The organism is Armatimonadota bacterium (assembly GCA_020354555.1).
GTDB lineage: Bacteria > Armatimonadota > Hebobacteria.
Genome location: CP070648.1, coordinates 531393 through 544410, shown reverse-complemented (window position 1 = coordinate 544410; position 13018 = coordinate 531393). Strand labels below are relative to the sequence as shown.

The window sequence follows — 13018 nt, the reverse complement described above, 5'->3', positions numbered from 1 at the left end:
GAAGGTTCCGGTTTCCCGATACCACAGGAGTGCCGCTCCGGCGAGGACTGCGGTCCACGCCACAGCGTACGGCCGGAGCTGCGCGAAGCGGCGCAGGAACCAGCTGACGCCGAAGCCCGCCGCCAGGACGAGGACGAATGCGCTCCACATGGCGGGGTCGCCGATGGTCATCGTCACCGCGCGCACGCCCGAGGCGCTGACGACGAACGCGGCCGTGTAGAGAACGGCATCGTTTATCAGTGTATCGCGGTCAGCTCGCATCGCTCACCACTCGCGCCAGCGTCATACCGCGTCGCTTGCCGCACGCCCGAGCATGTATTGGAGGTCGTCACCGCGGCGAATCACCTCGACGCGCGCTCCGGCTGCCCGGAGCCGATTGCCGAAGGCGTAGACGTCGCCCGCTCCGTCCGCGCCCCAACTCGCGGCGTCGAACAGGATCACGACGACCTGCGCTCTGCGGCGGAGCCATGACTCGGCCGCTGCCGCCACCGTCTCATCGAGCGCCGAGGTCAGCAGTATGCCGGCCGCGCCCGTCACGAGATCGCTGACGCGTGCGATTGCCGCCGCGAGCGGCGTATCGCCGTCGGCCTGCATGCGCGCCAGGACCTCGAGGACCGTTGGGAGTTCCTCCGGTCGCGGGGCGGACGCGAGGTGCCGTGCGCGCGCGTCGTGCCCGATGACGGTGGCCGAGGCCCCGTTGTCCACCGCATGGGCGGCGAGAGAGGCCGCCGCCCTGATCGCCGCTTCCAAGGTGGTGTCCTTGCCCGTACCGTACTCGGTGCCGGCGCGCAGGTCGAGGGCGATGACCATATCGGCCCCGAAGCTCTCCTCGAACTCGACCACGGCGAAATCTCCGAGCCGCGCGGTGGACGGCCAATGGATGCGGCGCAGCGCGTCCCCGGGACGGTAGTCGCGGATGCCGTAGAACTCAAGCCCGGCGCCGGCCGCCGAGAGCTGCTCGGTATCGGCCTCGCCGAAGCTGCGAACGCCCGCGACGGCTTCAGGCGAAACGCGCGCGGGCGAGGGGTAGACGATTATCTCCTGTGGCGCCTGCACCGGCCGGGAGACGACAAAAGCCCCCAAGGCGTCGGTGGCCGACACGGCGATCGGGCCGAGCAGGAATGCTCCGCGCTTCTCTCCACGCACCCGGTAGCGGAGTTCGACGGAGCGCCCGGGGAGAAGCATGGGTACGACGAAGCGCACTTCCGCCGGCGGCCGGTGGGTCGGGTTTCGGCCCGGGTCAGGGGCGGCACCCCCGACCGGCTCGAGCCAGCGCGGGAGGACATCCTCGATGGCGAGGAAGAGCTTGGGCAAACGAGAGGTGTTGGTCAACGTCATCCGCAGTTCGGACTGCTGGTCCTCGTAGATCTTGCGCGCGGGGCCGCGGCGGACGTCAATTCCGCGAACCGACAACGCGCAGACGACGTACGAGCCCAACGCGAGGAACGCGAGCAGCGCGGCCATGAAATACAATTGCTCGAGCCTGAGGGTATAGCCGGTCAGCCCGAGGAAGGTGACGCCGGTGAGCAGGACGGTTTGCTTGTACAGCATCGCTGATTCCGGTCTGACCGCGGCGGCGATCCGACCTTGCTGTCATCGGTGGCGTCGGCGCGCGCCGCGGGCCTGCAGGATCGTCGCAGCGATACGGATCTCATCGTCTTTCGACGCGGCGCGGCGGTCGAGGCGGGCGTCGCGAGCGGCGGCCAACGCACGCCCCCACGCCGGGCCTGGATCGAAGCCCAACCGCTCGAGGTCATCACCTCGAATGCGCGCGGAGACACCGCGCAGCCGCTCGACGAAACGCCGGCACCTGCGCCGGACTCGATCGGTTGATGTCGCGGCGAGCGCGGCGACGGCCTCCGGCGGCAGCGGTTCCAGGGCGCGGACGAGGACGCTGTCGCGCAGCGTCGGCGCCGACAGAGCGCGGCGCACCCGGCCTTTTGCAGTCAGGTAGCTCTTCAGCGCGCGCCGCTGGCGCGCGGTCAGCCGCAAGCGGGGGCCCAGGTCATCGCCTTCCGTCAGTGACAAGCCGTCGGCGAGCACGAGCAGGCGCGCGAGGCCACAGTCAGGATGTGCCCGTCCGTCGCCGGGCGAAAACCAAGCGGATATGCCGGAGATGCGACGAAGCCCGGTGAGGACCCGCCGCCCGGCGCTCAGACCGGGATGGATGCATCTCAATACGCCGAGTCGCCGGCACAGCTCGACGCCGGCCCAGGTCCGGGGTTCATCGAGCAGCAGGAACAACTCGCGGCGGATCCTGTCGCCACTGACTGTATCCAGGCAATCCGCGCGCACGGCTTGCCGCGCCAGTCCATGGGTGGATGGCTCGAGATGAAAGCGGAGCCGCGCGGCGTAACGAGCGGCGCGCAGCAACCGGGTCGGGTCATCAATGAAGCTGCGATGATGCAGGACGCGGAGCTGACGGCGGGCGAGGTCGGCGCGCCCGCCGTAGGGGTCGAGGAGCTGGGATGCGAGGCGAGGATCGAGCGGCAATGCCATCGCGTTGACGGAGAAATCGCGCCGTGCCAAGTCGTCGTCGATGCTTCCCGGGGCGACGCGGGGGAGCGCTCCGGGGCGGGCGTAGCTCTCGCGGCGGGCGGTGGCGACGTCAATGGCGCCTCCCGCGGCGGCGATCTTTGCAGTCAGGAATCTGCGGTCCTGGGTCAGCGGCGTGCTGAGTTCAGCGGCCAACCTGCGGGCGAAGGCGTGGCCATCGCCGACGACGCAGAGGTCGAGGTCCGGGCTCGGGCAGCCGAGCAGCAGGTCGCGGACGCTGCCGCCGATGAGGTAAGCGGGCACCCCTAAGGCGCGCGAGACGCGAGCGGCGGCGCGCAGCGCTTGCAGCCGTTTGCGAGGCAGTGAGCGCTGGAGCAGCACCCCCAGGCTGCCCTGCTGGGAGAGAGGCGCCGGATCTCTGGAAGGACGATGTGGCACAGCTCAGCGGCGCTCCAGGTGAGGCGGGATGCGATCGTGACCGACGAGATCGTCGAGGGTGTCGCGCTCGACGATGATGTCGGCCTCGCCGTCGTGGACGAGTACGACGGCGGGCCGAGGGAACCGATTGTAGTTGCTGGCCATGCTGTAATTATAGGCGCCCGTCGTCTGCACCGCGATGATGTCGCCGACGGCGAGTTCGGGCACTTCGACGTCGGTGATCAGGGTGTCGGTCTCGCAGTGTTTGCCGGAGATGGTGACGGTGGAGTTGGCGGGCAACGACGCCTTGTTGGCGACTATCGCCTCGTACTCCGCCTGATAGAGCGCGGGGCGAGGGTTGTCGGACATGCCGCCGTCCACCGAGGCGTAGGTGCGCACGCCGGGGATGTGTTTGATGACGCCGACGGTGTAGAGGGTGAGGCCGGCCTCGCCGACGATGCTGCGGCCGGGCTCGGCCATGACCCGCGGCTCAGGCAGGCGATGCTGCTCGCACTGCTCGCGCAGGGCGGTGCTGATGGTCGCGGCGTAGTCCTCGACCGAGGGCGGACGATCGGTCGCCCGATAGCGCGTGCCCAGACCGCCGCCGAGGTCGAGTTCGGCGACGACATGACCGGTGGCGTCGCGCACGTCGCGCATGAAATCCACCATCATGCGCACGCAGATGCCGAAGGGCTTGAGGTCGAGGAGCTGGGATCCGATGTGACAGTGCAGGCCGCTCAGGCGCAGATTCGGGCTGGCGAGGATATGCTCGACCGCGGGCAGCGCCTGACGCGCGCCGATGCTGAGTCCGAATTTCGAGTCCACCTGTCCGGTCTGGATATAATGGTGAGTGTGGGCCTCGATGCCGGGGGTTGCGCGCAGGAGCACATCGGCGACGACATCGCGGGCATGCGCCAGGCGCTGCAGGAGATCTATCTCGATCTCGCTGTCGACGACGATGCGCCCGACGCGAGCGTCGAGGGCCATCTCCAGTTCAGCGGGGGACTTGTTGTTGCCGTGCATGACGATGCGCGCGGGCGGGAAGTCCGCTTGCAGGGCGGTGTGCAGTTCGCCGCTGGAGGAAACGTCGAGGCCGAGGCCCTCCTGATCGGCGATGCGGCACATCGCGAGGGTGATAAACGCCTTGCCCGCGAAGACGACCAGGGAGTCCTGGAAATGCTTCTCGAACGCGCCGCGATAGGCGCGGCACACATCGCGCAGGCACGCCTCATCCATGACGTAGAGCGGCGTGCCGAAGCGGCGTGCCAACTCGACGGTGTCGCAGCCGCCGACCTCGAGGCAGCCGGCGTCATTGATCCTCTGCGTTCCGAGAAGCATCACTTTCCCTCACCTCGGGGAGCCGCGCGGCCAGCGGATTGCGGCTGCCGCGGCCCCATGTAACTCGAAGCGCCAGACCGGTTCTCTGCGATCTGGCGCCTCATCTCTATCCTGTTCCGGTCTGGGCGAGACAAGACGTGCGGTCACGTGCGCTTGCACATGCGCTTGGTAGTCTCGCCCCCATAACCGTTCGGAACAGGAATACCCATGATTCGATCCGGGGCCATTATAGCGAATTCGCGGGCCTGTGGCAATGCAGTACCACGCCGGTCGGCGAGCGCGGGCGCGCTCGGCGGGTCAAATCGGGAGCCGCTGAGGCGGGCGGCGCAGCGCCGACTCCGGCGGGCCGACGTGCCGAGAGGACGGGCGGCGGCGCAGAACGCGGCTCCGCAGTGCGCCAATCCGGATCTCATTGACAACGCCCCCCCGGATTCGCTATAATCACTTCGACCGAAGCCAGTGGCTTCGGAATTTTTTCTGCTGGCGTCATGAGGTTCTCATGCAAGCGCGTACCCGGGCGTGGCTTATCGGCATCATCGTGCTCTTCGTGGCCTGTTTTCAGATCGTTTTCGAGCCGCTGCGGTTCGCTCCGCGCACCGATCCGCTGCGCGCGGGCGAGGAGGTGGCGCCCGCAGCGACGGTCGGGCCGCTGTTCATATATCCCCCGGTGCCGACGGTGAACCTCGGGCTCGACCTGCGCGGCGGCATACATGTGGTGCTGAAGGCACGCAGCCAGGCGGTGCTGACGTACGAGTTTGCCAAGGCGATCGCACCTGAAGACACCGACCGCGTGGAGATGCAAGGGATCGTCGCCCAACTCCTCAGCGACATTGGCGAGGTGGAGGGGATTGACATTGCGACGAAGGCGGTGTCGATCCGCGTCCAGGCTGAGGAGCGCACGGAGGCGGAGCGTTATCAGGAGCTGATCCTCGAGCGGCTGAAGGATGGCCTGGGCAAAGAGTACGGGCCGGTGGAGGCGACGAGCCTGGATCCCATCCAGATGACGCGCACGATGCTGAGCCAGGTCAAGGACATCCTGGAGCAACGAGTGAACAGGCTCGGCCTTGCGGAGACGATTCTGCAGACCGAAGGGAGCGACCGGATCATCGTCAAGCTGCCCGGCATCACGGACCCGGAGCAGGCGCTGGGACTGATTCGGAGCACGGCGCAGCTCGAGTTTCGTCACGTTCCGCGCAGGTACCAGGTGGCTGCGGAGACTGAGGACAGCGGGCTGCAGCGGGTGTACTTCACGGATGAGGCCGGCCGCGACGTGCCGGAGGCGCAGGTGATCGCGGAATCGCCGGTGATCGTGCGCGGCGATCAGCTCAAGCCGAACGCATATGTCGACCATGACGCGTCGGGATTCCCGTACGTGCACTTCGAGCTGAAGCCCGGCCCGGAGGGCGCGGAGGCGTTCCATAAGTTCACGCGCACGCACCGAGGCCAACACCTCGCCATCGTTTTGGACAACAGGGTGATCTCCGCGCCTGTGGTCAAGGCGGCGATCAAGACCGAGGGGATTATCGAGGGCATCGGTACGACGCGGGAGGCGCAGCAGCTCGCGGTGCTGCTCAACTCAGGCGCGCTACCGATTCCACTCGATGTCGAAGAGAGCCGGACGGTGAGCGCGACGCTGGGCAAGGACTCGTTGATCCGCAGCATGTGGGCGGGGCTGGTCGGCCTGATCGCAGTTCTCATTTTCATGGTCGCTTACTACCGGCTGCCGGGGCTGCTGGCGGACCTGGCGCTCATCATCTATTGCCTGCTGGTGCTCGCGGTGCTCAAGATGTTCGGCACGACGCTGACGCTGCCGGGCATTTTCGGAATCATCTTGTCAATCGGCATGGCGGTAGATGCCAACGTCATCATCTTCGAGCGCCTCAAGGAGGAGCTGCGCGCGCAGAAGACGCTGAAGAGCGCCGTCGAGGCCGGCTTCAACCGCGCGTGGACGGCGATCCTCGATTCCAACGTGTGCAGCATTCTGACCGCGCTCGTTCTGATCGGCCTGACCCCGGCGGCGGTCAAGGGCTTCGCGGTGACGCTGCTGATCGGGGTGGCGTGCAGCCTGTTCACCGCGGTGACGATCACCCGGCTGTTCATGAACATGACCGCGAGCACGAAAGCGGCGAGCAAGCTGTCGTGGTTCGGGGTGTGACGGAGGGCGGCTTGCGCGCCGGAACGAGGTCGGCGCCGGCGGGAACGGGTCGCGGCGTGAGGTCGAGACGGTAGGGCGCGCAGCCGCGGTTTCCGGGGCTGTCATTCGGAGGACATATTTTGGTCGAGCTATTTCGAGGCCGCAAGTGGGATTTGGTCGGGCGACGCAACTATTGGTTCGCGCTCTCCTTCGTCATCATCGCGACCGGCCTCTATTTCCTGATCACGAACCGCATCAACTACGGCCAGGCTCTGAACTACGGCATTGACTTCATCCCGGGCGGCCAGCTCTCTTTCCGGGTCGAGCAGTCCTTCACACAGCAAGAGATCGCACCCGCGCTGGCGGGCATTCGGCGCGATGCCGAGGCCCTCGGTATCACCGCGGAGATCCAGATCGCCGGCTCCCCGGTCGGTCCCAAGAACGAAATCCTGATGCGGACGAAGACCGCTACCACCGAGTCCGCGGCGATGAACGACGAGATACAGGATCAGGCCCACCGCATGCTGGCGGCGCTCGAGAAACGCTACCCCGGCGCCGAACTCATGTCGACCGAGATGGTGGGGCCGGTGATCAGTCGCGAGCTGATCGCGAAGGCCATTTGGGCGGTCACCATCGGCCTCGCGCTGGTGCTGCTGTGGATCGTCATCCGCTACGACTTCAAGTTCGCGGTGTGCGCGATTGCGGCTTTGGTGCATGACGTGCTGGTGCTGCTCGGCGCTTTCGCGATACTGCACAGGGAGATCAACAGCCCGTTCGTGGCGGTAGTGCTGACGGTCGTCGGCTACTCGGTGCACGACACCGTGGTCATCTTCGACCGCATCCGCGAGAACCTGCGCCTGCGCAAAGGCGCGACGTTCGCCGAGACCACAAACATCAGCCTGCTCGAGACGATGGCGCGGTCGGTCAACACCGTACTGACGGTGTTGTTCACCGTCGTTGCGCTGTACTTCCTCGGCGGCACGACGCTGCGCGACTTCGCCCTCGGGCTCATCATCGGCATGGTCGCCGGCACATATTCCTCGATCTTCAACGCGAGCCAACTCCTGGTCTGGTGGAAGCAGCGCGAAGAGCCGGGGCGCAAGCCGGCCGCAGCCGGTCCCGCCACACCCCCCAAGCGCGTCGAACCCGAGCGGCCCGTCGCCGCGCCTGTTGCAGCCCCGGAAAGCGAGGAACCGGCGCCGGCATCCCGGCCGACTCCGGCCGCTGAGGAGCGTGCTTCGAGCAGTTCCGCCCGGAGCCGAGCGAAGTCGAAGAAGAAGGGAAAGCGAAAGAGGCGGTACTGAGCCTGCGCGCGGGGCACCGCCCTCGGTCGCTCCCGGGAAGCTCGCCCGTCCGAAGCGCCGGCCATCGCGGCCGCACACGCGGCATTCCGTCGGCCGAACACGGTACAAGCCATGGCCCAGGATCACCTGGTCGAACAGGGGCGCACGAAGGCAGCAGCGGCTCGGCTCTCCGTCATCTCCAACTGCATCCTAACCGGGGGCAAGATCGCCGTCGGGGTCGCTATCGGCTCCATCGCGGTGATCGCGGAGGGGCTGCATTCCGGCGTTGACCTCGTCGCGGCCGTGATGGCGTTGTGGTCGGTGCGCAAGGCGTCGGAGCCCGCCGACGGCAGCCATCCTTTCGGCCACGGCAAGTTCGAGAGCCTGTCCGCCGTCGTCGAGGGAGCCCTCATCCTCGCCGCCGCGGCCGGCATCATCTGGGCCGCGATCAGCCGTCTCATCGGTGCCGTACACGAGGTGACCACGCCACTGGCGGGAGCCGTCGTCATGGCGATCTCGGCGGCCGTTAACGTGGCCGTCTCCACCATGCTGTTTCGGGTCGCGCACGAGACGGAATCGCCGGCTCTCGAAGCCGACGCCTGGCATCTGAGGACCGACGTCTACACGAGTATCGGGGTTCTCGTGGGCATGGCGGGGATCTACATCACGCGGGTCGCCGGCCTGCCGGGCGGTCACGTGATAGATCCCATCGCGGCCATTATCGTCGGCCTCGCCATCGGCCACGCCGCGTGGGACATCACGTGGCGCGGGCTGCAGCAGTTGACCGACCGCATGCTGCCGCCGACTGAGTATCGCCTCATCGAGGCGCTTCTCTCGGAGCATTATCCCCAGTTTGTAGACTACCACAGGCTGCGCTCACGCCGCGCGGGCTCCGAGCGCCACATTGACCTGCACCTGGTGGTGCCGCCGGACACTCACATCGCGGACGCCCACGACCTGTGCGATCACCTCGAGGAGGACATCCGGCGTGCGCTCCCGAATGTTCAAGTGCTGATCCACGTCGAGCCAGCGGGCCACGAGGAGTAAGCCTCGGTGAGCCCCGAGCGCCGCCGTGCCAACGCGACGCGGCACGCGCCGCGAGCAGTAGACAAGGACTCGAACTCAGTCGTGCGACACAGCATCCTTGGCGCGTCATGGCGAAACCTCACCGCGGATCCGGAGCACTGCGCCTGCCTGACCCGGGAACTCAACCTACAGCCGGTGGTCGCTCACGTGCTCGCCGCGAGAGGGATCACGGCTGCGAGTGACGCCGGCGAGTACCTCCACGGCAGTCTCGATGACCTCCACGACCCGTTGGTGATGCGCGATATGCCCGAGGCCGTGGCCTGTCTCCGGCGCGCCGTGGAGGCGGGGGGGCTGATTCGCGTATGCGGGGACTACGACGCCGACGGCGTCACGGCCACCGCCCTGCTCGTCCGCGCCCTGCGCGCGCTGGGCGCGACCGTGGACTACTATCTGCCGCACCGAGTAGCGGACGGGTACGGCCTGAACATCCCGGCGATCGAGCAGGCGGCACAGGACGGTGTGCGGCTCCTGTTGACGGTGGACTGCGGGGTCAGCGCGTTCGATCAACTGCGCCGCGCGCAAGAGCTCGGTCTCGAAGTCATCGTCAGCGACCACCACGAGCCGCCAGCCGAGCTGCCGCCGGCCGCGGCGATCCTCAACCCGAAGCGCGGGGACTGCGCGTATCCCTTCAAGGATCTCTCCGGGGTCGGTGTCGCGTACAAGCTGCTGCACGCACTGGCCGCTGATATGAAGCTCCGCCGCGGAGCGGAGCGCGCGTTTCTCGATCTCGTCGCCATCGGCACGGTCGCGGACGTTGTGGGCCTGACCGGCGAGAACCGCATCCTGGTCAAGCACGGCCTGTCGGCGCTGAATCAAACGCGAAAGCACGGCGTCCAGGCGCTGCTGCGCGCCGCATCGATCTCACCACCGGTGACGAGCTACAACGTTGCGTTCGGGCTCGCGCCGCGCCTCAATGCAGCCGGCCGCCTTGATCACGCACAGGCCGCGGCGGTGCTGCTGATGACCTCTGATCCGGCGGAGGCAAGCAACCTGGCAGAGCACGTGTGCTCGCTCAATACTCAGCGGCGCGACGAGGAGAGGCGGATTCTCCAATCCGCTGAAGAGATGATCCGGTCGAGCGCGGACCTCGATCGCGAGCGGATGATTCTGCTGGCTGCGGAGGGCTGGCATGCGGGCGTGATCGGCATCGTCGCCTCGCGCCTGGTCGAGCGGCACTACCGGCCGGTCGTTCTCGTCGCGATTGCCGACGGCTTCGCGCGAGGGTCGGCCCGCAGCATTCCCGGCTTCCACATATGCGACGCTCTGGCCAACTGCTCGTCGCTGCTCGAGGAGTTCGGGGGCCACGAGCTGGCGGCGGGTTTCAGCATCGCTCCGGACAACATCGAGGCGCTGCGCTCGAAGCTCGCGGCTCAGGCGGTCGAGGCGCTGCGCCCCGAGGACCTGGTACGGGTGATGACGATTGACGCCTGGGCGGACCTGTCGGGCCTGTCGCTTGAAGCGGTGGAGGGGATCAACGCGATGGCGCCGTTCGGTGCCGGCAATCCGCAACCCGTGATCGGCCTGCGCAACCTGACGGTTGAATCCGTGGATACATGCGGGGCGGAGGGGCGGCACCTGCGCCTCGTGTTGCGAGAGGGCGATGTGGCGACCGGGGCGATATGGTTCAGCTTCGGCCACGTTGTGGCACATCTGCCCCCCGGAACCGTGGTTGACGCATGCTGCCTACCCGAGATTGATGAGTGGGGCGGCAGCCGTTCGGTGCGCCTCAAGCTGCGCGACCTCGCCTTGGATCAACCGCTGTCGGACGGGCCGGCAGCGACGGCGGCGACCTAGCACGCTGCAGGGCTTGTTCATCCGGCGCTCGGGTGTGCCTTCTGGATCCCGGGGCGCCCTCCGCACGACCCGTTTGCGGGCCGTTTTTGACAGCGCGATACATCGTGCGCTAACATAGGGCCGCGGGCTGCGGCTTTTCCGGTGTGGCACGGTGGGCAAGGACCAGCGCGATATCTGGCGCGCGGCCGGGCTTCTGAGCACGGTGGGGATGGTCTTGGCCGCCTCCATTTTCGGGTGCTTCCTGGGGGGCTACGCGCTTGACCGGTGGCTGGGGACGGTGCCGATCTTCAGCATTGTGGGGCTAACCCTCGGCGTGGCCGCCGGATTCTGGGAAGTGATACGGATAATCCGACGGTTCGCGAAATACTTCTGACGATGGCCGACACGGAACTGGGCCCAGGGCTTTTTCGCGGCATATATGTCACAGCGGGGATTACGCTGGCGACGCTGGCGGCGGTGTGCTGGGCGGTGTGGGGCCGACGAGCCGCAGCGGGGATGGCCGCCGGGGGGCTGGTCAGCATCGGCGTTCTGGTGAGTTGGCAGTGGCTGGCGGCATGGGTCGTGGCCGACGCGGGGAGCAAAGTGAAGCGGCGACTCGTGCTTGCGTGGCCGCTCAAGTATGCGGTGATTGGGGGAATCCTGTACGTGCTGCTGCGCTGGGATGTGGTCAACGTCTTCGCCCTCATCGCGGGGCTCGGCCTGATTCAAGCGGTCATATTCGGCCGCGTGCTGCTCGGCGCGCGTCCGCTGCTGACGCCGTCGCCGAAGGACGGTGACTGAGATGCACGAAGAACACGGCTCGTGGCTGGCATTTCTCTACGAGATCGAGGTCGGACCGCTCGACGTGGGGCCGTGGCACGTTGGTCGGGTTCATTTGCTGCCGGAGTGGGTGCCGGAATCGGTGCCCTTCGCGGTACTGTGCGCGCTGATCATCGGCATTCTGTGCTACGTGGGGACGCGCCGCATGGGCATGGTGCCGCGGGGGTTGCAGACGGTGATGGAGCTGGCGGTCAACGGCATCACCGGGTTCACGCAGAGCATCCTCGGGGAGGAGCGGGGCAGCTACTTCGCGCCGTTCATCGGGACGCTGTTCATCTTCATCCTGCTCATGAACCTATTCGGTCTCATCCCCGGCATGAAGTCGGCGACCGCGGATCTTAACACGACAGCGTCACTGGCGATCATCGTCTTCCTCGCCAGCATCTACTACGGCATGAAGGCCCACGGCGTGTTCGGGTTCTTCAAGCACATGGTATCTGACGTGCTCAGTCTGCCGTGGTACCTGGCGCTGCCCTTGGCGCCGTTCATGCTCGTGCTGCACCTGATTTCGATGTGCGTGCGGCCGCTGAGCCTGGCGATGCGTCTGTTCGGCAATATCATGGGCAAGGAGGTCGTGCTCGGCATTCTGCTCGGCCTGGCGACCGCGCTGCTCGTACTGTTCAAGCTGCACGTCACGGGCTTCGACGTAATGGGGAGTCACGTCGCGCTGACCGCGCCGCCGGCCTTCGGCGCGATCGGGCTGCTGCTGAGCGCGGCGATCATGCCGCTCGCCATCCTCATGGGTGTCATCCAAGCTCTGGTCTTCGCGCTTCTGGCGTGCCTCTATCTCGCGCTCGAAACCGAATCGGAGCACGAGCCTGCGTGACGAGCGATAGCAATGGGCCAGTCCCCGCGTGCCATCCTCGCCGTTGATCCGGGACGCGATAAGTGCGGCATCGCAGTGGTGAGCTTCACCGGTGACGCGCTTGCCCGGGAAGTGGTGTCCGCGGAGCAGCTCGCCGCCCGGGCGCAGGAGTTGGCACGAGCGTACGACATCACGGTGATCGTGGTCGGCGATCGCACCGGCGCCGACGCAGCCCTCCACGCGCTCGAAGCCGCGCTGCCGCAGGTCGAGGCAACTGCCGTAGACGAACATCGCTCCACCGAGGAGGCACGGCGGCTGTATTTCCGCGAGCATCCGCCGCGCGGGTGGCGGCGCCTGATGCCGCGCGGGCTACAGACGCCGCCCCATCCGTACGACGACTATGTGGCCGTGGTTCTTGCGCAGCGGTTCCTGCGCGGACGCGGGGAACAGGCCGGATAGCACCGCCCAGGGCACTCGCCCAGGCGAGCGCAACGAGGGACTCACAGCAGCGCAGTCGGCGCCCCCGTCGTCACAGGGCGTCGTCCACAGGGCGGTGCGGCGCCCGCCACGTGAGTCACTTCGCTGACCGGCCGTCGGTGGAGGGCGGAGAAGCTGGCAAGGAGAGCCTCAAGCGCCCCGCTGAAGTTGCCGACCCGCTTCGCGCGCACGATGATGTCCCACAGCGGCTCGCATTTCTTCCACCCCACCGCATAGGCCAAGTGCCGCGCGCGTGCCGCGACGCTTTCCTTCGCTGATGCGGCGCGAAGGATTGATCCCCAGCGATAGAAGTCGCGATACGCCCGGCGGTATCCCGCCTCGAGCTGCCCGGCGGACATCCTGGCTGGT

At 67.2% G+C, this 13018-nt stretch carries 13 protein-coding genes; 8 read left to right on the top strand and 5 right to left on the bottom strand.

What is annotated here, in order from left to right:
• The 4 genes from JSV65_02220 to lysA all read right to left on the bottom strand — a co-directional run.
• On the bottom strand, positions 1–261 hold a 261-nt coding region (locus JSV65_02220), incomplete at its 3' end, for a hypothetical protein (GenBank protein UCH35188.1).
• 21 nt (positions 262–282) lie between these two features.
• Complete coding sequence (locus JSV65_02215; protein UCH35187.1) at positions 283–1551, bottom strand: DUF58 domain-containing protein; 1269 nt, start codon at positions 1549–1551, stop codon at positions 283–285.
• Between the two features lie 42 nt (positions 1552–1593).
• Positions 1594–2934, bottom strand: a complete 1341-nt coding sequence (locus JSV65_02210; GenBank protein UCH35186.1) for a CCA tRNA nucleotidyltransferase — start codon at positions 2932–2934, stop codon at positions 1594–1596.
• A 3-nt stretch (positions 2935–2937) separates the two neighbouring features.
• Entirely contained in the window at positions 2938–4251 is a 1314-nt protein-coding gene (lysA, locus tag JSV65_02205; GenBank protein ID UCH36675.1) for a diaminopimelate decarboxylase, read from the bottom strand.
• 499 nt (positions 4252–4750) lie between these two features.
• Between lysA and secD the strand changes: the two genes are divergently transcribed.
• The 8 genes from secD (at position 4751) to JSV65_02165 (ending at position 12631) form a co-directional block, all read left to right on the top strand.
• Positions 4751–6406, top strand: a complete 1656-nt coding sequence (gene secD, locus JSV65_02200; GenBank protein UCH35185.1) for a protein translocase subunit SecD — start codon at positions 4751–4753, stop codon at positions 6404–6406.
• A gap of 119 nt (positions 6407–6525) precedes the next feature.
• Positions 6526–7689 (top strand): protein translocase subunit SecF, encoded by a 1164-nt coding sequence (gene secF, locus JSV65_02195; protein UCH35184.1) that lies wholly within the window; start codon positions 6526–6528, stop codon positions 7687–7689.
• A gap of 111 nt (positions 7690–7800) precedes the next feature.
• Positions 7801–8715 carry a cation transporter gene (locus JSV65_02190; GenBank protein ID UCH35183.1) on the top strand — a complete coding sequence of 305 codons (915 nt, stop codon included), beginning with the start codon at positions 7801–7803 and terminating at the stop codon, positions 8713–8715.
• An 81-nt stretch (positions 8716–8796) separates the two neighbouring features.
• A complete protein-coding gene (gene recJ, locus JSV65_02185) occupies positions 8797–10548 on the top strand; it encodes a single-stranded-DNA-specific exonuclease RecJ (protein ID UCH35182.1) in 1752 nt (583 codons plus the stop codon).
• Positions 10549–10699: 151 nt separating this feature from the next.
• Positions 10700–10921, top strand: a complete 222-nt coding sequence (locus JSV65_02180) for an AtpZ/AtpI family protein (protein ID UCH35181.1) — start codon at positions 10700–10702, stop codon at positions 10919–10921.
• Positions 10922–10923: 2 nt separating this feature from the next.
• The gene (locus JSV65_02175; GenBank protein UCH35180.1) at positions 10924–11328 is read left to right on the top strand and encodes an ATP synthase subunit I; all 405 of its coding nucleotides are present in this window, start codon (positions 10924–10926) and stop codon (positions 11326–11328) included.
• A 1-nt stretch (position 11329) separates the two neighbouring features.
• Positions 11330–12193: a F0F1 ATP synthase subunit A gene (gene atpB, locus JSV65_02170; GenBank protein ID UCH35179.1), complete on the top strand. Its 864-nt coding sequence runs from the start codon at positions 11330–11332 to the stop codon at positions 12191–12193.
• Between the two features lie 12 nt (positions 12194–12205).
• Entirely contained in the window at positions 12206–12631 is a 426-nt protein-coding gene (locus JSV65_02165; protein ID UCH35178.1) for a pre-16S rRNA-processing nuclease YqgF, read from the top strand.
• A 41-nt stretch (positions 12632–12672) separates the two neighbouring features.
• On the opposite strand, the gene JSV65_02160 is transcribed toward JSV65_02165, so the two are convergent.
• Positions 12673–13018: hypothetical protein (locus JSV65_02160; GenBank protein UCH35177.1), on the bottom strand; the 346-nt coding region annotated here is incomplete at its 5' end.